Annotated in this window: 16 protein-coding genes; 9 read left to right on the forward strand and 7 right to left on the reverse strand. The window is 48.1% G+C overall.

Annotated elements, in window-relative coordinates; all coding sequences use genetic code 11:
- Nucleotides 1-2: 2 nt before the first annotated feature.
- Nucleotides 3-2,039, reverse strand: a complete 2,037-nt coding sequence (locus L3V27_RS07075; RefSeq protein ID WP_237311431.1) for a TonB-dependent siderophore receptor — start codon at nucleotides 2,037-2,039, stop codon at nucleotides 3-5.
- A 250-nt stretch (nucleotides 2,040-2,289) separates the two neighbouring features.
- On the opposite strand from L3V27_RS07075, the gene L3V27_RS07080 reads away from it, so the two are divergent.
- The 5 genes from L3V27_RS07080 to L3V27_RS07100 are packed head-to-tail and all read left to right on the forward strand — an operon-like array spanning nucleotide 2,290 to nucleotide 9,538.
- The gene (locus tag L3V27_RS07080) at nucleotides 2,290-3,501 is read left to right on the forward strand and encodes a hypothetical protein (protein WP_237311432.1); all 1,212 of its coding nucleotides are present in this window, start codon (nucleotides 2,290-2,292) and stop codon (nucleotides 3,499-3,501) included.
- The gene (locus L3V27_RS07085; protein WP_237311433.1) at nucleotides 3,498-5,330 is read left to right on the forward strand and encodes an IucA/IucC family protein; all 1,833 of its coding nucleotides are present in this window, start codon (nucleotides 3,498-3,500) and stop codon (nucleotides 5,328-5,330) included. Before L3V27_RS07080 ends, L3V27_RS07085 begins: the two co-directional genes overlap by 4 nt.
- A gap of 6 nt (nucleotides 5,331-5,336) precedes the next feature.
- On the forward strand, nucleotides 5,337-6,542 hold the full coding sequence (locus L3V27_RS07090) for an MFS transporter (RefSeq protein WP_150917434.1): 1,206 nt from the start codon (nucleotides 5,337-5,339) through the stop codon (nucleotides 6,540-6,542).
- On the forward strand, nucleotides 6,514-8,343 hold the full coding sequence (locus tag L3V27_RS07095; RefSeq protein WP_237311434.1) for an IucA/IucC family protein: 1,830 nt from the start codon (nucleotides 6,514-6,516) through the stop codon (nucleotides 8,341-8,343). Before L3V27_RS07090 ends, L3V27_RS07095 begins: the two co-directional genes overlap by 29 nt.
- Complete coding sequence (locus L3V27_RS07100; protein WP_237311435.1) at nucleotides 8,336-9,538, forward strand: type III PLP-dependent enzyme; 1,203 nt, start codon at nucleotides 8,336-8,338, stop codon at nucleotides 9,536-9,538. Before L3V27_RS07095 ends, L3V27_RS07100 begins: the two co-directional genes overlap by 8 nt.
- Before the next feature lie 74 nt (nucleotides 9,539-9,612).
- On the opposite strand, the gene L3V27_RS07105 is transcribed toward L3V27_RS07100, so the two are convergent.
- From L3V27_RS07105 to L3V27_RS07115, 3 genes are read right to left on the reverse strand one after another with little or no spacing between them, the layout of a single operon-like run.
- Nucleotides 9,613-10,857, reverse strand: a complete 1,245-nt coding sequence (locus L3V27_RS07105; protein WP_237311436.1) for an ABC transporter substrate-binding protein — start codon at nucleotides 10,855-10,857, stop codon at nucleotides 9,613-9,615.
- A 2-nt stretch (nucleotides 10,858-10,859) separates the two neighbouring features.
- A complete protein-coding gene (locus tag L3V27_RS07110) occupies nucleotides 10,860-12,290 on the reverse strand; it encodes a HAMP domain-containing sensor histidine kinase (protein WP_237311437.1) in 1,431 nt (476 codons plus the stop codon).
- Nucleotides 12,280-12,987, reverse strand: a complete 708-nt coding sequence (locus L3V27_RS07115) for a response regulator transcription factor (RefSeq protein WP_150917419.1) — start codon at nucleotides 12,985-12,987, stop codon at nucleotides 12,280-12,282. The genes L3V27_RS07110 and L3V27_RS07115 overlap by 11 nt, the downstream gene beginning before the upstream one ends.
- A gap of 265 nt (nucleotides 12,988-13,252) precedes the next feature.
- Between L3V27_RS07115 and ptsG the strand changes: the two genes are divergently transcribed.
- Nucleotides 13,253-14,695, forward strand: coding sequence for a glucose-specific PTS transporter subunit IIBC (ptsG, locus tag L3V27_RS07120; protein WP_025500127.1), 1,443 nt, complete (start codon nucleotides 13,253-13,255; stop codon nucleotides 14,693-14,695).
- A gap of 94 nt (nucleotides 14,696-14,789) precedes the next feature.
- On the opposite strand, the gene L3V27_RS07125 is transcribed toward ptsG, so the two are convergent.
- Complete coding sequence (locus L3V27_RS07125; RefSeq protein ID WP_237311438.1) at nucleotides 14,790-15,236, reverse strand: DUF302 domain-containing protein; 447 nt, start codon at nucleotides 15,234-15,236, stop codon at nucleotides 14,790-14,792.
- Nucleotides 15,237-15,463: 227 nt separating this feature from the next.
- On the opposite strand from L3V27_RS07125, the gene L3V27_RS07130 reads away from it, so the two are divergent.
- The 3 genes from L3V27_RS07130 to L3V27_RS07140 all read left to right on the forward strand — a co-directional run bounded on the left by L3V27_RS07130 (nucleotide 15,464) and on the right by L3V27_RS07140 (nucleotide 19,126).
- Nucleotides 15,464-17,455: a U32 family peptidase gene (locus L3V27_RS07130; RefSeq protein WP_237311439.1), complete on the forward strand. Its 1,992-nt coding sequence runs from the start codon at nucleotides 15,464-15,466 to the stop codon at nucleotides 17,453-17,455.
- 152 nt (nucleotides 17,456-17,607) lie between these two features.
- Nucleotides 17,608-18,252: a class I SAM-dependent methyltransferase gene (locus tag L3V27_RS07135; protein WP_005395561.1), complete on the forward strand. Its 645-nt coding sequence runs from the start codon at nucleotides 17,608-17,610 to the stop codon at nucleotides 18,250-18,252.
- The gene (locus L3V27_RS07140) at nucleotides 18,242-19,126 is read left to right on the forward strand and encodes a hypothetical protein (RefSeq protein ID WP_237311440.1); all 885 of its coding nucleotides are present in this window, start codon (nucleotides 18,242-18,244) and stop codon (nucleotides 19,124-19,126) included. The genes L3V27_RS07135 and L3V27_RS07140 overlap by 11 nt, the downstream gene beginning before the upstream one ends.
- Nucleotides 19,127-19,146: 20 nt before the next feature.
- Here L3V27_RS07140 and L3V27_RS07145 read toward each other — a convergent pair whose 3' ends face one another.
- Nucleotides 19,147-20,148: a glycosyltransferase family 2 protein gene (locus tag L3V27_RS07145; protein ID WP_237311441.1), complete on the reverse strand. Its 1,002-nt coding sequence runs from the start codon at nucleotides 20,146-20,148 to the stop codon at nucleotides 19,147-19,149.
- A 39-nt stretch (nucleotides 20,149-20,187) separates the two neighbouring features.
- Nucleotides 20,188-21,909: a glycosyltransferase family 39 protein gene (locus L3V27_RS07150; RefSeq protein ID WP_237311442.1), complete on the reverse strand. Its 1,722-nt coding sequence runs from the start codon at nucleotides 21,907-21,909 to the stop codon at nucleotides 20,188-20,190.
- Nucleotides 21,910-22,149: the final 240 nt, after the last annotated feature.

Raw genomic sequence — 22,149 nt, forward strand, 5'->3', positions numbered from 1 at the left:
GCCTAGAACTGGTATCCGTAGCTAAGCATGAACTCGGCTGGTGCGCCGTAGCCAATCTGGTTTAGGCCAGACGTGCCGTTTGTTGCGCCAAGAATGTACTTCTCATCCAAAATGTTGTAAGCGTTCGCTTGGATTTTGTGACGACTAGTGGTGTACGCCGCCATCAAATCCACCGTTGTGTAATCGCCAAGTGCGACGGCTTCGTCGTTACCTGCGTAACGGTCGCCCACATACTTCACACCACCGCCTAAACGCCAGTTGTCATCCAATTGGTAAGTGCTCCAAAGAGAGAACAAGTGGTCTGATACATCGTTCGGCTTTTTGCCTGTGGCTTTGTCTTCCGCGTCTAAGTAGCTGTAACCCACAGAGATGTCCCACTGTTTGGTGATTTGGCCGCGAGCCTCTAATTCAATGCCTTGGTGACGCACTTCAATTTTGTCGATCACATCGCCGTCCACGTTAGTTTGTGGTTGCTCTTGATCAATCTGGAACAGTGCCGCATTCAACATTAATGCGTTATCCAAAAGGTACGCTTTCGCACCCACCTCTTTTAAGTCGGTGTGGAAGAACTCCGCCAATTTTGGATTGATGTAGATACCAGCGTACGGTAACTGCCAAGAGCGCGCTAAACTGGCGTATACGGATGTGTCGGAATTGATGCGGTATACCAAACCAGCACGGTAGCTGAATTTGTCATCATCCAATTTTTCCTTATCTGAGCCCGCTTTTTGTTGTTCGAGCTCCATCGAGTCGTAACGCACGTTACCGATCAAAGAAAGGTCGCCCCACGTATAGACGTCTTGCACATACAAACCTGTCGTGGTGGTGGTATTGTCACGAAATGGCTTAAAGCCCGGATCGGGTGTTGGGCCCACAACTGGGTTGTAGATATTTTGCGGGGGAAGCGTTTTGTCACTTGCCAACGTCAGGTCAATATCAATTTGGTTGAAATCCGCGCCCAACATCAATTGGTTGTCGTTGGTTTCCCAAATCAGCTCAGATTGTAAAGTGGTCGTAGTACGTGGATCGTAACCAAAGTTGTTAACGGTTTGAGACACTTCATTACCCGTCACTTTGCCCTGACGCGTGCCTTTTTGCTCAAGTTCGATATGGTTGAACGCCGCTCGGTTGTTCCATACCCATTGATCAGTCAGACGCCATTCGTAATCCACCGCAATACGGAGACTGTCTGACTCCTGATAGTCGTTTGTGCCGCCAAAGTAAGTGCTTACTGGCAAATCAACTGGCTTGCCATTTTTTGATGGCACACCACGATATGGCACTAGTTCTTGATGGGCGTATTCCACGTCAATATCAATGGTGTGACCATCCGCTGGTAGCACACGAATGGTCGGTGCAATGAAGAAATCGTTTGAATCAACATGATCAACGTACGAGTCGGCTTGACGGTACTCCAAGTTAATCCGCCCGTTGACCTTATCTGAAAACGCCATTGAGCTGTCGACCTGACCGACATACTGGTTGTTGCTACCTACACTGCCGTTTACGTGAGTAAAATTCTCACCGTTAGCGCGTTTCGTCACCAAGTTGATGATGCCCCCAGCCGAACCACGGCCATACAAAGCACCCGCAGGACCTTTCACAATTTCAACGCGTTCAACATTCGCTAAGCTGCGGTAAGACTGCAACGTACCGTCATCTCGCAAGCCATCACGGTACATATCGTTGAGTGAATCAAAACCGCGAATCATGAACTGGTCACGGCTGCCTTCGCCCAAGGTGTTATTGACCCCGGCTACCCCATCTAGCGCATCCACTAAACGCACCGCGCCTCGGTCTTGCATTTCTGTTTTCGTTACTACGGATACCGCTTGTGGCACATCAAGCCATTCCACATCGGTTTTGGTGCCTGATTGAGGCATGTGTTCAGCATAACCTTCGTACTGATGCCCGAAGACTTGAATCGTTTCAGTTGCTGATGAGGTTGAGTTCGTCTCTTCTGAAGCCACTGCGCTTGGTGCTACTAGTGAAGAACCAATCGCGACCGCCAAGGGGGTCAGGGTCAATAATTTATTCATTCCATAATTCCGTTTAGTTGTTATAAAGCCAACGGATGGAAATAAGAACAAATATTATTTCTATTTGCAATATTAATTTTATGCTCTATATTTATTTACCCTAAAAACACAACTAACAACAAAAAAAACCAAACATAATAACAATAAACACTAAAACTTCTGCCCTCCGTCTCGGGAGAGGCACATTGGAAGACGACCGTGAGCGACTTTATCAACGTTAGAAGAAAATGTTAGAAAATTAGGAAAGCTCATGAAATCTACGATGATTATCGTAAGTCATGTCGTTAACGATGCAGTCACTCACGGCTTTGTGCCTGCAGCTAAAGCGATGGACCTTCACGTCGTTCTTATCACCGACCACAAGATCAGCCATTTAGAGCTGGCAAGTCGTGATAGTCACTTTAATCCGGATACCATTCTAGAATGTGATGTCTTCAACCCATTAGAACTCATCGAAACCATCACGGAGCATGAATTAAAGCCAGACGCTATTTTCAGCAATAGTGATCACTTACAAACTTCCACCGCCATCTGCGCGCAGTTTTTTGGCCTCCCATCCAAAGATTGGTCTGTCACGTTAAAGTCCAAAAACAAACACTTAACTCGACAAGTGTTGAGTGAAAAAGCCCTACCCAACACACAAAGCTGTTTGCTGCACCGCCATTCGAATGTGGCATTAGGCATGGCCTTTCCTGTCGTGGCAAAACCCAAAGAAGGCGTGGCAAGTTTAGATGTGCAGCGCTGTGACTCCCAAAGCGAGCTCGACGCATACTGCGATGCGTTTTGGCAAAAACACCCAAACGCCGCCATTCTGGTGGAGCAATTCCTTCAAGGGCCGTTGGTTACGCTAGAAACTTTAGGAGATGGTGAGCGCCTTATCGCCGTGGGCGGTTTTGATGTGTCGCTCTCTGAGCCGCCTTACTTTATCGAAACGGCCGCAGACTGGAACGGACCAAACGGCATTGCTCACCGAGAAGCTTGCTTGGCTCACCTGAAAGCGTTTGGCGTTGGTTTTGGTGTTTGCCACAGCGAATTTATTATCACTGAAAACGGCCCAGTTCTGGTGGAAATCAACTATCGCAGCATTGGGGATGGCCGCGAATTCTTGCTCAACAATCTCGCTCACTTCGGCTGGTTTAGCACGATTTTGGGTCTGCATCTGGGTCGAAGATTGGACGGCGATTACCAAATTCATGGGTCAGCGCACGTGCACTACGTAGTTGCGGAACACAGTGGTGTGCTCGACGGAGGTTCGACGTCGTTCATCCAACACGATGACGATATCATCACCCAGCAACAGGTACTAAAAACCGCTGGAGAACACTTCCAACAGAGTTATTCCAATAAGGATTATCTCGCCCGAATTTCGATTGTCTCACCATCAGGGCGAAACCTCGACCAAGCGCTGCAGAACGCGCTTAGCAATTTCGATCTCGCTCCGACTCGCGAGGTGGCAGCATGAATCACAACGCTTTATACCTAACCCAACGATTGATCGATACTTGCCTGCGCGAAGACATGTTTGGCATTTTATCGAACGCCAAGTTCAGTAGCGCCGCACCAAAAGGGGTTATTGTTCCTCAAGGCGAGCAAGTCTGGCTGACCTTTGATAATCCGGATTTCACGCTCTATTTACCTGTTGTGCCAACGTATTACATGCAGCATTGGTGTTACGGCCAAACCAATGGCGAAGCGCCGCTAGGTTGGTGGGTGGAGAGGAATGGCCAAGTCGAGCATCAGCAGCATTATCAAGAGTGGATTGCGCTACTAACGACACTGGCGCATGACAGCTCTCACGAATTGTTGGCGGGGTACCTTCAAGAACTGGAATGTGCAGAGAAACACAAAGCGCTGTGTGACCAAGCGTTTCGTCACCACGCCGACCACATTTCTCAACCAATATCCGAGCTTGGTTCTTGGCATAAAAAGCTACTGCTTGCCGACCAGATCGCTTCTTACCTTGACCACCCGTACTATCCAACTGCGCGGGCGAAGTTTGGTCTGAGCGATGAAGACCTTGCTAAGTACGCGCCCGAGTTCGCACAAAGCTTTGCTCTGCATTGGATTGCGATTGAAAAATCACTGGTGACATTAACCAGCGAACAACCTGATTGCTGGCCGACGATGGAGCAAGTGGGGCTTCCTGCTGATTTTGCACTGAGCCACGTTCTGTTCCCTGCGCATCCGCTCACCCTGCGATCTTTGGAAGCCTTACCCGAAGGTATGATAGAAGCGCCTTTAACGTATCTAGACGTGACGCCGACGCTTTCCGTTCGTACTGTGGTAGTCAACGAAGCGCCGCATATTCACATCAAAGTTCCGCTGATCATGCGATCGCTAGGCACGAAAAACATTCGCTTAATCAAGCCTTCAACACTGTATGACGGCCACTGGTTTGAACGTCTACTCAGCCACCTTGAACAAACGGATGCCGACTTAAACACTCGCTTGTTCCATTGCAACGAAAAACACGGCGGGCACGTCGGCGAGGATAAAACCTTCGCGTACATCGTACGTGAGTACCCACTTACTCATTGCGAAGATAAAGCGTTAGTTCCGGTTGCAGCACTGGCTAGCCCAATGCCTGACGGTCGCTTGTTTTTAGAACATTTGGCGGAGCAGTACTATCAACAAGATACGCTGGCTTGGTTCCAAGATTACGTCGACCTATTATGCCAAGTGCACCTCACCTTGTGGCTTCGTTATGGCATCGCATTGGAGTCCAATCAGCAAAACGCCATCATTGCATTTGATCAACAGGGCAAAATGACGCTCGCGATGAAAGACAACGACGCGGCGCGAGTTTGGCCAGAGCGCTTCCGCTTTGCAACAGACCATGCTGCCGAAAAACACGGCGCAAAAACACTTCCAGTGGATTGCGATGAACTGCTCGACCAACGCATCAAAGTCGACAATGAATTGGCGCTCGGTCAGATGTTTACCACCATCACATTACAATTGGATATCGCAGCAATTGTAGAAGCCATGGCAGCGAAGGGCATTGCCTCTTCAGCATCGCTTTACGCCATCGTGGCCAAAAGCATTGCAGAGCAACTCAACCGATTGGAAGGCGAAGGGTTAGAAACAAAACTGGCACGCGAGTTACTGCAAGAGGCGCCTGATTTGTACGCCAAGTACTTGTTGAGCTCTGGCAGTTTGCTCTCGAAAGAGGCCTCCGGCGCGAGTGACATCAATAAGTTCTATGGTTTGTCGGCTCCGAACTTCTTGCTGCTTTCTAGCGAAGAAGCGCAACGCGCCTACTTAGAAGCCATCAAAAAAAGCGTACGTTAAACGATTATGACCAAACTCATCTACAGTGTGTTGTTGTGCCACTTTATCGCTGCGTTTGCCGCGTTAGGTATGCCGCTATTTCTACCCGTCGTGTTGCCAACGTTAGGCGCAAGCATTGATGCGGACTGGGCAGGGGTATTGTTTATCCTACCCACGTTTTGTACTGCGTTGGCGGCGCGATTTTGGGGCAACTTTGCAGATCGCTACGGTCGCCGCCGCTCACTCTTGCGTGCGCAACTTGGCCTTGCAGCAGGGTTTGCGCTGTGCGGCTTGGCAGACAACCTCGCCATGTTTGTGTTTGGTCTTATTGTTCAAGGAACCTTTGGTGGCACCATGGCCGCCTCGAACAGCTACTTATCTAGTCAAATTAAAGAAGCCAAAACACTCGGCAAGTCACTCAATAAAACCCAACTATCTGCTCGCTTGGCGCTGATCGTTGCGCCCATAGGGCTCGGCTGGAGCTTGTCAGAGACCAACCCGCTCAACGCGTACCTTTGGTTATGCGTTTTGCCTTTAATTGCTATGGGCATCACGCTAACACTGCCTGCGGATAAACCCGCCGACCAAAACCTCGAAAAGCCAAACTCAGAATCTCAGCAAGAAAAACCGGTTGCACAGAAAAACGCAATGCATGCCATTCGTTGGATCTTCTTTGCTCAGTTCGGGTTTGCGTTTTCCATGGTGGTGACCTTTCCTTATTTCTCGCCGTTTGTGCAGCAATATGGCATCACTAACCACGCATGGATCGGTTTTTTGTACGCACTGCCGCATGGCGTCTATCTGTTGCTGGCAGGCAAAATCCACGTGTTGTCAGATGGGCTGAATCGCCATCAACCACTGCGCACGTTGTGGCTCGGGTTTGCATTGCTTGCCGTGAGCTCTGCCTTGCATTTGATTGCGTCCGAAACCGCACTCATTGCTGCGAGAATTGTCTTCGGCATCGCGATGGTGTGTTGTTATCACGGATTGCATCAGCATCTTGCGAGCAATCTGGATCGCAAACTCAGTGGCAAAGTATTTTCTCGCTTTGATGCCATGTCCAAATGGGGTGGCGTGGCGGCGGGATTTTGCGCTTCTTTCATTTCTAGCTTGGGGCTACTTGAGGTTCCTTTCCTACTTTCTGCGATAGTCAGCGTAATCACCTTGATCGCGCTGGTTCTCCATTCAAAATTTGGAAATCAACATGTTACAAACTCAATCCTCTCAGACTAGCGAGTTGCGCGCGCATGATGTGCAGCTCAATCGGGAGAAGGCCCAACTCAACACGATAATGGGTGTTCTTAATTGTTACTTACGTGAATTTGCGCTACCGAATCAACAAGTGGAATGGCGCTACCAATCGACATCGCTACCCCAAACGTTAAAACGCAACTATTCCGCCAAGCAACGGGTAGCCGTTCATCTGTCTCAACAAAATGGCGTGCTGGTTTTGCCGATTCACTACGCGAGCAAACTGGGCAAAATCAAATTGGCAGAACTGCCGTGGGCGAAAATGCCGGGATCTGGCTGGGCGAAATTGGATGCCACGCAAACTCTTACGCTTTTGCTTAACTATCTCAAGCAGGTGTTGGCGATCCCGTTTAACCATGAGCTGATCGAACAACTGGAAAATAGCGTTCTGGTTACCGAGCAGTTTCTCAACGTCGCGCCCAAATCGCATCACAACGAATTTATCGCTTCGGAACAGTCTCTGATTTGGGGGCATACTTTCCATCCGACCCCGAAAAGTCGTTCGGGCGTCACCATGGATGATCTCTTGGCGTTTTCTCCAGAAGTCGGCGCGCAAGTCCCGTTGTACTGGTTTGAAGTGGATACGTCCTTACTTGATGTGCTGAGTTCTGACGGAGACGCTAACCCTGCTCAGCGCATGCTACAACAGCTCACGCCACAACACACCATCAGCAATGGGAAGACCCTCTACCCTTGCCATCCTTGGGAAAGCTACACCATTTTGAGCAACCCAAGCGTGAAGCGTGCCATTGAACAAGGCAAGATCACACCACTGGGTTTAGGTGGTGAAAAGATGCAGCCGACCTCTTCAGTTCGTACCCTCTACCACCCAGACATGGATTGGTTTGCGAAATTCTCCATCAACGTACGATTAACCAATTGCGTGCGCAAAAACGCGTGGTACGAACTCGACAGCGCCGTGCAGCTCACGTCGATTCTCAAACCAATAAGAGAAAACGAACAGCTGCACAACCCCGTATTTAAAGTGATGACAGAGCCTTACGCCACTACGTTGAATCTAGAAAGTGTCGCTGAGCGTAATTGGGACGACAACACCAAAGCGCGCGAATCGTTTGGGATTTTATACCGCGAAAATTTCTCGCTGAGCGAAGTCGACATCTTAAAACCAACCCTCGCTGGCGCTCTGTTTGCTTACGACAAAAACGGCAACAGTTGCATTGCTCAACGCCTTAAAAACAAAGCGCGCACTACGCAAAATCGCTATTCCGACATCGCGACACTGTGGTTTGAACGCTATTTGCATTGCCTAATTCCGGGTGTGTTTAACTACTACTTCAAACACGGGGTGGCGTTTGAGCCGCATTTGCAAAACACCTTGATTGGCTTTGAGCAAGAGATGCCGTGTTGTGTTTGGATTCGTGATTTGGAAGGCACTAAATTACTGCCGGAGCTCTGGCCAGCAGAAACATTAACTGATTTGTCTGAACGCGCGCGACAATCGGTTTACTACAGTCGCGAACAAGGCTGGAATCGCATCGGATACTGCACCTTTATCAACAACATCAGCGAAGCGATTTTCTTCATCGCAGAAGGTGATGAGCCACTAGAGCAAACGCTGTGGAATGCGTTGCAAAGTGCCATTGTGCGTTGGCAATCAGTGAATGGAAAACAGCCGGAACTAGAAGCGTTGCTGAATGGCGGTCACTTCCCAAGCAAAAATAATTTCACCACGCGTTTGATGCAAAAAGCCGATAAGGAGTCGGGCTATACCCAAGTCGCCGCGCCTTGGCAGCAACACGAAAAAGGAGCGCAACATGCCTAATTCACTCTCCCTACCGACACGCGTTAGCCAGCAAGTTCACACGCTCGCACTGCAGCAAAATCAACCCTTATGCGCGTACTTGTATGACCTAAACGCCTTAGAAGAACACATCAAACAACTGCGTCACGTTTTGCCGAAAAATGTCGAGCTATTTTACGCAGCCAAAGCCAATCCATCGGGCCCGATTCTCAACACGCTCGCGCCATATGTCGATGGTATTGAAGCGGCATCTGGCGGGGAATTGGCACACCTCCACCAGCAGCAACTCGATAAGCCATTGATCTTCGGTGGCCCGGGAAAAATGCCAAGTGAATTGCAACAAGCGATTGAGCTTGATGTTGATGCAATTCATGTCGAAAGCCTCACCGAGCTGCAACGCATTGGAGCACTAACCGAGCGCCTCAACCGCCCGACTTCGATCTTTTTGCGTATGAACATTGATATCGGCGACATCACGCTCAGCAAGTTGGCGATGGGCGGCAAGCCGACTCCTTTTGGTTTGGACGAGTCCGAACTGAGTAATGCTTTGATGTTGCTGCGCGATTTCCCGCAAGTGTCACTCAAAGGCTTCCATTTTCACTTGATGTCGCATCAGCTCGATGTTGAACGTCACTTAGCGTTGATGCAGCGCTATTTCCAAGTCGTGAAAGCGTGGCAACAAGAGTTTGAACTCGGTGAGCTGATGATCAACTTGGGCGGCGGCATGGGCATCAACTACCAAAACCCTGAGCAACACTTTCCGTGGATGGAGTTTTGCGACAAGTTGGAATTCCTGATCGCTAAAGAGCAAGTTCAAGATTGGACACTGCGTTTTGAATGCGGACGGTTCATCACAGCGGCATGCGGTTATTACGTGATGGAAGTGCTGGATATTAAGCAAAATCTTGGCGAAAACTTTGTCATCGCACGCGGGGGAACTCACCACTTCCGCACGCCAGCAGCGCAGAGCCATGATCATCCATTCGTCATCCTGACAAGCGAGCAACACCATGAGATTTCTCATCCAATTCAGCATGCACAAGCAACTTTTGTCGGCCAGCTTTGTACGCCCAAAGATGTGCTGGCACGCAATCAACACGTCGCCCACGTCGATATTGGTGATTACGTTGTGTTTACCTTAGCAGGCGCCTATGCGTGGAACATCTCCCATCAAAACTTCTTGATGCATGAACCGCCGATCTTCCACTATTTCTAAACGGCATACTTCGCTTTACTCAAGCCCCCATCATTGGGGCTTTTTTATTCCATCTCGGCACAGATTCATTGCCATTAACCGCTTTTCGAAATCGCAATAACGCGTTTTATCAGCTCGTCGGGTTCCATCTTGGGATTGCGGTAAAAACGGAAGATTTCCGAGTTTATCGCTTGCTGAGCTACCGGATTGACCGCCATCGAATCAATCATACTCGGCACAGCGAGATTGTGTTTAACGCCGTAGTGAAAGTCTTGATATGACTGGACCTGACAAGGATTAAAATCGCTGATGTCGATATCGGTGCGTACCGGAATCGAGCCTTTTACCTTATTGAACTTAGCTTGAAACTCGACGTCTGCCAGCGCGCTCGCGGTTTGCTGAGCCGCCTCGGCAGAAAACGATTTGCTCGACATAAACACCAAACTGTCCATGTTGTAGAGGAATACACCATCGCTGTCAGGCGTTGGGTAACAGCCGACCTCTTGCGGAACCGAGACTTGATTGGCGAGCAGCTCACCTAAAATCCAATCTCCACCGATTTGAAACAGCGCTTGACCGTCGGCTAGCGCTTGGGTCGCCGTATCCCACTTACTGTCGGGTAATTGGTTGTCGATCAACAAACTCAGGCGGCGAAATTGCGTCAACGCTTGGCGCAGGGTATCACTGTCGATGCTGTCTCGCTCAAGTTTAACCATTGCATTGGTGTAGAACTCAACGCCGCCAGTGGAGATCACTAAGTTCTCGAAAAGTTGGGCGACTTGCCACGGCTGCTCACCGACCGCGATCGGCACGATGCCATTTTGCTTCGCAAGCTCCATGGCGGCGAACATCTCTTGCCAGTTTTTCGGCGCGGACAGATTCAGTTGTTTAAGCAGCTTGTGGTTGACCCACAGCCAGTTCAAACGGTGCAGCGTAAGTGGCAGGGCGATATAACCGTTTTGTGTTTTGTTGATTTCAATAGATAGCGGGTAGAGCACCTCGTCCCAGCGCTGCTCATCGGCAACCGCGTTGACGTTGTGCAAAATACCGATGGCATCCCACGCTTTAATACTTGGCCCTTCGATTTGCGCGAAGCTTGGTGGATTGCCCGCCAGCGCGCGAGCTTGCAGTACCGTCATCGCACTGTCTCCACCACCGCCTAACACCGGGCTTTGTAGCAGCTCAATATCGTGCCGTTTTAGCTGAGATTTAAGTGTTTGCAGCGCTTGCTGTTCGCCGTCAGAAGTCCACCAATGTAAAAACTCTACCCCTTGTGGCGACTCAGCGTGAGCGACGCAAGGGGCGAGCAACAGTGGGAACAATAATGCCAGTTTGTTCATAGTCAGTCTCTCGGGAAAGTCAGTGTGGCGCAGAGGCCGCCAAACTGAGAATGGCTCAGCAACAAGTTGCCTCCGTGAGCCTTTGCAATACTCTGTGAAATGGTTAACCCCAGCCCACTGCCTTCTTTATCGTTGCTAGCGCGGAAGTATGGCTGGCAGAGCTTTTCAAGTAATAAATCGTCAACACCGTCACCGTGATCTTCAATTTCAATCTGGATAGACTCTGGGCTTTCACTCAGCGTAATGTCCGCTTGATGGCCGTATTTGAGCGCGTTATCGACCAGATTCTGAATGCAGCGCTTAATCGCTAACGGTTTGCCGGCAAAGTGGGTGCGGATTTCACCGTGGATGCGAATCGTGTCCGGCGCATCGGCGATATTGGCGGAAATGTGCTGAATCAGTTGGGTGAAATTGATCGGCTCGATTTCCTCGTGGATATCGGTCTCTTTAATGCATTGCAATGCGCCTTTGACCATCAAATCTAGGTCGTTACTCAGGCGGATAAAGCGTTCTCGGTCGGCGTCGTCATCCAGCATTTCCGCCCGCAGTTTTAGGCAGGCTATCGGCGTTTTCAGATCGTGGGAGATGGCGCTGAACAGCATCTCGCGGTCTTTAATGTGGCTGTCGATGCGTCGGTTCATTTTGTTAAACGCACGTACCGCCGCTTTCAGTTCGTTACTGCCTCGCTCAGAGACTTCGGGCACGTCTAATCGGCTCGACATCAGGGTTGCTGCTTTTGCCAGCTCTCGAATGGGTTGAATTTCTTTGCGAACGATAAACCAGGTACACAGCAACAGCATTAGCGCGGACAGCAATAGCGTCAGCCATTGGCGCAGCTCAAAATAGTTAGTCTCTAGGTTGATGTAAGGCGCGGGTAGCACCGCCGCGAGATAAAACCATTCGTTCTGCGCGACTTCGACCTGCATCACCAGAATGGGTGGATTGAGGTCACCAAACGAAAGCGAATAATGCGCCCACAATAGTGGCAGTTCATCGATAGGTAGCTCGTTGTTGAACACTTTGAGTTTGTCGCGCTGGGTGAACTCCACTTCGATATTAGGAATTCCGCTCAGCTCGCTTTCTAATACCTCGCGAACTTGGTTGATGACCAACGTTTTGCGCTCGCTCTCTGGCAGTGGGTCGACTTCAATCTGGTGATTGTTGAGTGAGACGAAAAAGCGCGTACCACCCATGTTGCGTAGTTGATTGAGCACCAAGTGGCGATATTCAGAAGGGAGGGTTTGAAAGAAAGCGATGGTGGAAGAAGCGCTCAGTGCTAAGCTTTTGACTGTGGTGGTCAGGCCCTCTTTATCGCGTTCGCTGGCGTGTTGATACCAGATAATCCCGGATAATACCTGCGCCAGAATGATCACCAGCAACAGGAACACACTGGTGCGAACGACCAGTGATCCCGTCCAGCGTTTAATTCTCATAATGCACGTCCGTGGTCAGCATGTAGCCTTTGTTGCGCACCGTTAGGATCAGCGAGCGCTCTTTATCTTCAAGGTGATGACGCAAGCGGCTGATCTGCACGTCGATGCCGCGTTCAAACGGGTCGGCATCGCGTCCCCAGATCTCGCGCGCAATGTCATCGCGAGACAATATTGATTGCGCGTGGTTGACGAACAAACCGAGCAGCGACAAATCCGCGCCACTCAGTTGCTTAATTTCGCGGCTAGCGACGTGGGTCAGTTGCCGGGTTACGGTATCTAACAACCAATCATCAAAACGCACTTTACGCGTCAGTTTGCTATTGGCGGTCGATTGGCTGCGTCTCAGAATCGTTTTGATGCGCGCGAGCAGTTCTCGCGGGCTGAATGATTTGGTGATGTAGTCGTCAGCGCCCATTTCTAGTCCTGCGACTCGGTCGGCTTCTTCAGTGACGGCGGTCAGCATGATGATCGGGATATCGGAGTTTTTGCGCAGTTTCTGGCACAGGGTAAAGCCGTCTTCACCGGGCATCATAATATCGAGGATGATCAAATCAGGATGGTGATCGTTGAGCAGTTGCCACATTACGCCGCCGTTTTCTGCGCAAAGCACTTCAAACCCTGCGCGGCCAAGGTAATCTGACAACGCTTCGCGAAGGTCTAGGTTGTCATCGACGACCAGTATCTGCTTGTTTTCCATCCTACTTTCCCTGTGTCCGTCCCTGTGCCTGCCCCTGAGTTTGGCGCTGGCCAATATGATGCATTCTTAAACGCCCATGCACAATCGAGCCGATTACAATTTTCACTTCTCGGTGTAAGAGATTTGTAAGCGGCCACTTACAAACTGATTGCCTTTTGTAACCTTAGGCGCCGCCTTGCTCGCTATGATCATCCTGACCTTACGTGAAACAACATGACCTGAAGGAATCAGGTCCTACAACACTGGCATTCGTCAGGAGGAAACCATGTTTGCAAGTATATTTGGACAACTACAAAAAATAGGGCGGTCGTTGATGCTGCCTGTGGCGGTGTTACCGGTGGCCGGCTTGATGCTGGGTATTGGTAACGCGGGTTTTGCGTTTATTCCGGACGCGGTCAACAAAGTGATGCTCGCCGCTGGTGAAGGCGTGTTCGGCAACATGCAGTTGATGTTTGCGGTCGGTGTAGCGCTCGGGTTATCAAAAGGCAATGACGGTGCGGCTGCGCTCGCTGGCTTAGTTGGCCTAATTATTATGAACGCATCGCTCGGTATCGTGACTGGTCTGCGTGGCTTAGAAACTGACGCCACCATCATGGGCGTTGAGACGCTGCAAACCGGGGTGTTTGGCGGCATCTTTATCGGTGCGGTCGCGGCAATCATGTACAACCGCTTCTACAACATCAAACTGCCGGAATATTTGGGCTTCTTCGCGGGTAAGCGATTTGTGCCCATTGTCACCGGTCTATCGGCGATCGTCGTTGGTGCGATTCTCGCGTTTGCATGGCCACCTGTCGGACAACTTCTTGATGCATTCTCTCATTGGGCAGCGTACCAAAACCCTGTACTCGCGTGGGCGGTTTATGGCGCGGGCGAACGTTCATTACTCCCGGTGGGTTTGCACCACATCTGGAATGCGCCGTTCTTCTTTGAAGTTGGCAGCTATGTAGACCCAGAAACCGGCAAAGAGTTTACTGGTGAGCTCACTCGCTTCTTCGCGGGCGATAAAACCGCAGGTTATCTGTCTGGTGGCTTTATGTACTCCATGTGGGCGCTCCCAGCAGCGGCACTGGCGATTTACCACTGCGCGTCTCCTGAGCGTAAGAAAATCGTCGGCGGTTTGATGATGTCTGCGGCGTTGACCTCTTGGTTAACTGGTATCACAGAGCCAATCGAATTTACCTTCCTATTCGTCGCGCCAGTGCTGTACGTAATCCATATTTTCCTAACTGGTATTGCGTTTGCGATCACTGCATTTTTGGAAATCAAACACAGTACGGACTTTGCGCACGGTGCGATTCAGTTCTTCCTTTACTACCCAATGTCGACCAACGCGTGGATGTTCATCATCATCGGTCCAATCTGGGCGACGCTGTACTACGGCTTGTTCCGCTTCCTAATTGTGAAGTTGGATCTAAAAACGCCGGGTCGCGAAACCGACATTGCAGAAGTGAAGATCGCCGGACAACCTGATGAAATTGCGGTGGATGTAGTGGCTGCATTGGGCGGCAAAGCCAATATTAAGTCAGTCGATGCGTGTATCACTCGCCTACGTGTCTCGGTGAAAGACATTGCCAATGTTGACGTTGCTAAGCTGAAAGCACTCGGCGCGCGAGATGTGTTAGTGATTGGCGACAGTTTACAAGCGATTTTCGGTACGCAGTCTGACTCAATTAAGTCAGAAGTGCATAGCGTACTCGCCACCTCCTGATCTTACCTCCCCCAATCTAGGTAAGATTTGCCAACCTCCTTGTGAGGTTGGCTTTTTCGTTTTCGGAGGTAAAAAGCGAAGCCAATAACCAGGCCTACTTCGCCGCCGCGTTGGTTAAATTGCTCAGCACACCGCTGATTTTGTTCAATACCTCGTCACAGCCTTCAATATGATGGCGCTGCTTTAAATACATCGGATCGTTATAAGCTAACCACGTTTTGCCTTCATCATCTTCATACACCAACACTTTTTGGGGTAAATCGAGCGCCACTTCCTGCGCACAGATCATCAGTGGCGTGCCCACTTTAGGGTTCCCAAACACGATAACTTCGGTTGGTCGCAACATCATATCGACTTTCGTGGCATTCTCTTGATGGTTAATGCGCGCAAAGACGTTCAAGCCTTTTTCTTGCGCGATAGCGACAAATTTATCCGCCGTATCTTTTGCTGAATGCGTGCTCGCAACGGTTACCACACCCTCCCCAGCCAACGCACTCAATGACGCCAACGCCACTACCAACCCGATGATTACTTTTTTCATTTGTCGTCCCTTCCTCTCTCTGAGTCGAAAACTAAATATAGAAAAACCAAGTGTAGGAAAACTATAGAAGTCAGATTCCGCTATCGCGAATTGCACTCTACCCACTCAAGAGTCGACCGTGTAACACGGATTAATTGATTCAGATTAATAAAGCATTAACTAGCTGAGCATCAAAAGCGTGAAATACGTAACATTTGCCGCCTATTTTAGTAAGAAAGAGAAAAGTAGTGACACGCGATCAATTTGAGTTATTAGCACCCGGTGGTGATTTAGATTCCATCAAAGCCGCCATTGCCGCTGGCGCCGATGCAATTTACTGTGGGCTCGACCGCTTCAATGCTCGTAACCGAGCGACCAACCTCACCTTAGATAACTTAAATGGCGTGTTAACGTTGGCCCATCAGCACAGCTGTAAGATTTTCCTAACGTTGAATGTGCTGATTTTAGAAAGTGAAATTCCAGCGATTGTTCGCTTGCTCAGCCAACTGAACACCACCAAAATCGATGGCGTGATCGTACAAGATCTCGGTCTGGCCTACATTCTCAAACATCACTTTCCCGATTTGGATGTGCACGCTTCAACGCAACTGAACACGCATAACGAAGGCCAGATCCTCTTTCTCAACCAGCTCACCGCAAGCCGAGTAAACTTATCTCGCGAGCTCAACATCAATGAGATCAAACATCTGGCGCAATTTGGTCGCGAGCACAACGTAATGATGGAAGTGTTTGTCCACGGCTCATACTGCATCGGATTCTCCGGAATTTGCTATATCAGTTCCGCTCGCAATGGTGCATCAGGTAACCGTGGACGTTGCAGTCAACCTTGTCGCGAACAGTACGAAACGACCAAAACGGGCAACAACTACCCACTCAATATGAAAGACAACTCCGCCTTTGGGGACTTGAAAGCGCTTGCCGATGCTGGCGTGTATTCATTAAAAGTGGAAGGACGAATCAAGAAATCGCACTACGTCTATACCGTGGTCGACAATTGGCGTCAGCAAATCGATCGCTTGTGCGAGGGTTTGGAACTCTCTGAAGACACCACCGAGTTATACACGGTGTTCAACCGCGATTTCTCTAACGCATTTTTGCAAGGTGATTTCGGCAAGGCGATGTACATCGACAACCCGCGCGACTACGCTGTAAAGCATTTTTCGAAGGTTTATCAATGCCAGTCTGCTGATGATGTGCAAGCGGTGAAAAAGAAACTCTACGACGACAAAACCGCGATCATTGAGAAAGTGGCAGAGCAAACTAAGTCGTTCGATGTCACTTCGACACAAGTATCCGGCAGCAGCTTGAAAGGGTCGATTGATGTACCAACTCTGCCAGCGTTACCTCAACCAGAACCTCGCCAAGGTGCGCCAAAATTATCGGTTCTGATCTCGTCAGCACAAGAAGCCATGCTGTGCGAATACCACGACATTGATGTTTACTATCAATTGCCAATGGGATTGTCTGGCGAACTGAGCGCGATGATTGAGTTGTTCCAAGCCAACCCAATGCTCAAACCTTGGTTCCCAGCCATTTTGATTGGCGAAGACTACCACGCCGCGCGCGTATTTTTGGAAACCATCCAACCTGAGTTGTTGATCACCAACAACTCAGGCGTCGGCATGATCGCAAAAGAGCTCGGCTTAGGCTGGGTGGTAGGCCCACAAATGAACACGGTGAACTCATACGCGTTTAAATGCCTTCAAGACGAGTTCGCGGCAAGTGGCGCGTTTGTTTCTAACGAGCTGAATATGAAGCAGATGCGCCATATCAAGCGTCCGAAAAACATGCGCAGCTTCTACAGCATTTATCATCCAAATACCCTACTCACGAGCCGCCAATGTTTGTTCCAACAAACCGAAGGATGCCGTAAGGTGAAGGTCAACAAAGGTTGTTTGAAACGCTGTGATAAACGCACGTCTATCATCAACTTAAAAGACAATCCTTACGTGGTGCAAAAACAGAAAGGCAGCCACAATTCGATCTACAGCGAACACAACGTCTTAAACCTGCAAGTGCTGCACGATCTGCCTCAATTATTTACCGATGTGTTGATCGATCTGCGTGATATCCAGACCGAAACGAAAGTCTCAGCAAGCAAACCTGAGTTGATTGACGCGTTCTTAGCTCTACTTGAAGAACACAGCGAACAAACCGTCCAAACGCTGAATGCCATGATTCAACCAACAGCCAACGCGCAGTATTTAAAGGGGTTGTAGAATTTTTCTAACGAGGCAAACAAAACAATAAATTATCCTACACTCTACTAGAGGGAAGCGTAACGCTTTGTAAGTCAGGTGGTTGGCTGAAGAACATAGTTCATCAATAGAAGAACTTCCTGGCCATTTGAGATAATTTATTTGAGTACGCCATGAAAATATCTAAAGGTATCGAAGAGCAGGGGATCCCTGTCGGAAACTATTACGACAAATACAATACTCAGAACCCCATCGCCAGAAAAATGATGAGCAATTTCGATCATCATTTATCGCAACTGGTCGATATGGTCACACCAAAGTCGATACACGAGATCGGCTGCGGAGAAGGAGTCTGGGCACTTAAATGGCATCAACAAGGGATCCGTGTGAAAGGGAGTGACTTCTCCCAACAAGTGATTCAACTCGCAAGAGACAATGCCCAAGCACACAACTTGGAAGACATTTTGTTTGAACAAAAAAGTGTGTATGACGTTGCTAGAAAGACTGATTCTGCTGACCTTGTTGTTTGTTGTGAGGTCTTGGAACACCTAGAGCATCCCGAGCAAGCACTAGCAACATTGCAAGAGCTCGATACTGACTATTACATTTTTAGTGTGCCAAGAGAGCCGTTGTGGTGTGCGTTAAACATGGCAAGAGGTAAATATTTAAACAGTTGGGGCAATACTCCCGGACATATCCAACACTGGTCCAAGAATGCCTTTCTGACTTTGCTCAAGCAGCACTTTGAGATTCTCGAAGTACGCTCTCCCATTCCTTGGACCATGGTTTTATGCCAGCGTGTGAATCATGAAACATAATAAGAGTAAATTCATATTACGCTGGGTTGGGCGAATCATTACTATTTTTTCCATCGCCTTTGTATTAATCAAGCTCTCTACATACTCGCAGCAACTGAATATTAACGATATTCCCTCTTACTCCTATCTGGTATTTATTTTTTGCATAGGCCTCTACGCCTTTGGCAATTATGTTCTTTCTATGGCGTGGCGACTTTTAGTCGCGAACAGTGAATATACTCTGTCTGCATCAACTGCCATTTGGGTGTTTGGCGGATCTCAAATTGCTAAGTATCTGCCTGGAAACATTTTCCAATTCGCTAGCCGACAAGTAATTGGCGTACAACACGGAATTAAAAATAATGTATTACTGAAATCGACCTTATGGGAAATAGGGTTGATGGGTATTGCGGCTGGTTCGTTTGGCGTCTTTCTGCTAAATGAGTACTTCCCTAATTTAATGGGGTACGAGATGACTTTATTCGCTGGACTTATCGTGAGCACCGGATCAATATTAAGCTTGATAGCCAGTCGCAATTACCTAAAAGCTTGTGGGCTTTATCTCTGCTTTTTTTTGGTATCGGGCGGTATTTTCTCACTCATATTTTTTACGCTAAACGACAATCTAACTCCAACTTTAGAGATATTTTTAAAAACTTCTTGTTACTTCATCATCGCATGGTTAATAGGGTTTGCCACCCCAGGCTCTCCTGCGGGGTTGGGTGTCCGAGAGGCTGTTTTAATCACACTCCTAGATTCGCCGAGTATTGAAGATACACTCTTAGTTGCCATCCTTATTTCCAGAATCGTCACGGTTCTAGGAGATATGTTGTTCTTCGCTATCTCGAGTCTATTTAGGCCTAAGCAAGCCGTATCAAATAACTCACTTCTTTAAAGTATCGAGGTAACTCGCTATTACTCTCCAGATCGTTTTCGCTTGGCTTCAAACTGATAAGTGGGCGACTTTTCCTGATGCTCCAGCTTTTCTTCCAGTACCTCAATTCGGTGCAATACTTTTTCGGTCAGCTTTCGATTGAACCCTATTAGATCGGCCACCAACCCCATCAACAAAGTGATGAAACCCAAGATAAGTAGCGTTGATCCCAAGACCAATGACTGAATATGGCCATCTCCCGCTCCATTTAAAAAGAAATACAGGAATCGCATAATGGGAATCACACCGCAAATCATCGCCACAGAGCCAATAAACAAAAACACTTGCAGAGGTCGGTACATGGTATAAACCCTGACCAAAGTAGAGAGCGACATTTTTAGAAACTGCGGAATGCTCTTAAACAGACGGGACTCTCGCGTTTTTTCATTAGTTCGGATTGGCACCGAAACCACACCAATCCTTTTTGCACTTGCTTGAATCAACATTTCTATTGTGTAGCTAAAATCCGATACGATATTAAGTTGTTGGGCCGCACTTCTCGATATTGCGCGAAAACCACTCACAGCATCTTTAACATCCAATCCCGTCGCTTTGGCAATAATAAAGCTCCCCGACACTTGTAAACATCGTTTAAATACAGAGAAATGTGTATTGCTATACCCTCCTCGGTCACCAACAACAATTTCTGCTTTGTGCTCGATAATAGGCTTAACCAAGTGCGGAATATCGGCCCCATTATATTGATTATCGCCATCGGTGTTCACAATGATATCAGCATGAAGACGAAGGCACTCCTCAATCCCTCTTCGAAATGAGTAAGCAAGCCCCTTATTGCCCTGGTTAGTAATAATGTTCTCAACACCACACTTGCGTGCGACTTCTGAAGTACCATCCGTAGAACCATCATCGATGATTAGAATCTCTATCTTAGCGATACCATCAACGCGCTTTGGTATTGAGCGAATAACATCAGCAATATTGTCCGCTTCGTTAAAGCACGGAATTTGAACAATTAACTTCATGCTTGCTCCTCATGTTCTGAATCAACATTACTGTGCGTATTAGAAGCCGGTAAATAACCTCTGCTTCTCTTCAAGGTTGCGAGGTCGGTACAGGTTATCTCCCCAACGCAGAACGACTTTACCTGGCTCTTTCGACGCTAATTCATAGACACCCCGCGCCAAGTATCGAGCTTGACCTGCCAACCAAACCTTGCCATTAATCATAAGACTATTGCTAGCTTCAAGCGTATATAGGCCCTCGATGTTGACCATAACTTCCCGATTAAGAGAGTTGGGCGTCAGTTCAAACGTCTTTCCTGCAACATACAGATGCGACCAATGATGAATGTAGTTCTGCCTTAACGCTTGAATATCTTGCCTTAATAGCCCTTTATCGGTTTTGTCAGGGCCAAACACATCTAAATAGTGCGAATTAACCAGTACAAAAGCCGGATTGTCTTGCTCTATTGCATTGCGAATAACGGGGATGTTTCTCGCAATATAATCTTCGTAACCCCACGTACTCATGAAAAAACCTTGTTTTGAAAAAGTCGGAACCATGGAGCATCGATCAATATAAGCAACAGGCTGAGGAAAGATTTTATGTACTTCATCAAGAAACTGACGCTGGTAGGCCAAGTTGCTTTTTATCGGTAAAACAAAACCATTCACCACAATGGATACCGCAAACAAGCAAGGAACAATAAAATTAAAAAATTGTGCAACTCTTGCGTTAGTGAAATTCTGGATACCAACCCAAGCCACAGCAAATAAAGCACTCACTGGAGCAAGCATAAAAGCGTAATAGTATGGGAAAGCGTTGCGATAAAAGAGCAAAGTGAAGAGTAATAAACTTAGGCACAAAAACTTAATCGATGACTCCCGGCTTAATAGCTTTTGCGAAAAACACGCATAAACAGCAGTACCAATACCAATGAAAAGAGCTAACCAATACCATGAGTTCGTCGAAACTGAATGAACAAAGTAAAACAATCGAGGAAAAAGCTCGCGCTGGTTTAGTGTCTTATCCGCAGCACCGAACATCGTTCCTGCATCACCAACCGAACTCGCTCCATGTATAGAGAAGTAATGCCAACTGTATAGCATCGCAAAGGCAACCAGTATTGCGACTCCATACATGAGAACTTGCCTAAAATAACGCTTACGATTTCGCGACCAATAAAGCGAGGTTAAAACTATGCCTATAAAAGTCGGGATATACAGAGCGGTCTTTAAAGTGACGAGCAAGGCGACAGCCGTAAGGACACCAGCAAGAATGGATACACGCCAAGAAAATGTTGTACTAAACACATAATACAGCGCCGCCATGATCATACATGTCGCGATAGGATCAGTACGAAAACTGGCCCCCATACGAACATTATAAACAAAAGAAAAATAGGCAAGCACCGCAAAAAGTGCCGCCGATTTGCTGCAGTACAATCGACATAACTTGTATAGATAAAATCCCGTGAGTAATTGAAAGAACACCATAACGACTCTCGCCACAATGATCTGGTCAACATCGTTATCTGATACACCACTCAGCCAAGTAAAGAAGTGAATGTGAAAGGTTTGGAGACTATTAATCACCTCGCCGTTAATAAACCGATGCACAAAAGATAGGTAATAAAACTCGTCCCAATTTACTTCGTAATTAAACGCAACAAAAAACCGAGCGATTACAGCCACTACGATTAGAATACAAAGAAAAATAGAAGTGCTAGAGGTAGTATCTCTAGCCGATAAATGACGTTTATTAACCTGTTCAACAGTCTCCATTCACCCTTCCTTGTTAATCGTTTCTCGACTAGTGGCATGCTCTGAGACATTAAGTTGTATGAATAAGGTTAGAACTGCCAGTAATGAGTATAGTCATGATTCAAAACCAAATAAGGGGTGGCAGGAGAAGTTTCGAGAGCAAAACACCGTTGAGCAACGAGACCGTGTTTTTATTCCACACTTTGAAAGCGGGAAACTTTGCATTATTTCAAAAGGCTTTAGTATTAAGTCTCTCAACAT

Source organism: Vibrio sp. J2-3(2022), from assembly GCF_021725735.1.
Taxonomy (GTDB): domain Bacteria; phylum Pseudomonadota; class Gammaproteobacteria; order Enterobacterales; family Vibrionaceae; genus Vibrio; species Vibrio diabolicus.

What these genes read in the sequence shown, in the direction of transcription:
- L3V27_RS07075 (WP_237311431.1), bottom strand. Translation starts at nt 2,039, where the DNA reads ATGAATAAATTATTGACCCTGACCCCCTTGGCGGTCGCGATTGGTTCT.
- L3V27_RS07080 (WP_237311432.1), top strand. Translation starts at nt 2,290, where the DNA reads ATGAAATCTACGATGATTATCGTAAGTCATGTCGTTAACGATGCAGTC.
- L3V27_RS07085 (WP_237311433.1), top strand. Translation starts at nt 3,498, where the DNA reads ATGAATCACAACGCTTTATACCTAACCCAACGATTGATCGATACTTGC.
- L3V27_RS07090 (WP_150917434.1), top strand. Translation starts at nt 5,337, where the DNA reads ATGACCAAACTCATCTACAGTGTGTTGTTGTGCCACTTTATCGCTGCG.
- L3V27_RS07095 (WP_237311434.1), top strand. Translation starts at nt 6,514, where the DNA reads ATGTTACAAACTCAATCCTCTCAGACTAGCGAGTTGCGCGCGCATGAT.
- L3V27_RS07100 (WP_237311435.1), top strand. Translation starts at nt 8,336, where the DNA reads ATGCCTAATTCACTCTCCCTACCGACACGCGTTAGCCAGCAAGTTCAC.
- L3V27_RS07105 (WP_237311436.1), bottom strand. Translation starts at nt 10,857, where the DNA reads ATGAACAAACTGGCATTATTGTTCCCACTGTTGCTCGCCCCTTGCGTC.
- L3V27_RS07110 (WP_237311437.1), bottom strand. Translation starts at nt 12,290, where the DNA reads ATGAGAATTAAACGCTGGACGGGATCACTGGTCGTTCGCACCAGTGTG.
- L3V27_RS07115 (WP_150917419.1), bottom strand. Translation starts at nt 12,987, where the DNA reads ATGGAAAACAAGCAGATACTGGTCGTCGATGACAACCTAGACCTTCGC.
- ptsG (WP_025500127.1), top strand. Translation starts at nt 13,253, where the DNA reads ATGTTTGCAAGTATATTTGGACAACTACAAAAAATAGGGCGGTCGTTG.
- L3V27_RS07125 (WP_237311438.1), bottom strand. Translation starts at nt 15,236, where the DNA reads ATGAAAAAAGTAATCATCGGGTTGGTAGTGGCGTTGGCGTCATTGAGT.
- L3V27_RS07135 (WP_005395561.1), top strand. Translation starts at nt 17,608, where the DNA reads ATGAAAATATCTAAAGGTATCGAAGAGCAGGGGATCCCTGTCGGAAAC.
- L3V27_RS07140 (WP_237311440.1), top strand. Translation starts at nt 18,242, where the DNA reads ATGAAACATAATAAGAGTAAATTCATATTACGCTGGGTTGGGCGAATC.
- L3V27_RS07145 (WP_237311441.1), bottom strand. Translation starts at nt 20,148, where the DNA reads ATGAAGTTAATTGTTCAAATTCCGTGCTTTAACGAAGCGGACAATATT.
- L3V27_RS07150 (WP_237311442.1), bottom strand. Translation starts at nt 21,909, where the DNA reads ATGGAGACTGTTGAACAGGTTAATAAACGTCATTTATCGGCTAGAGAT.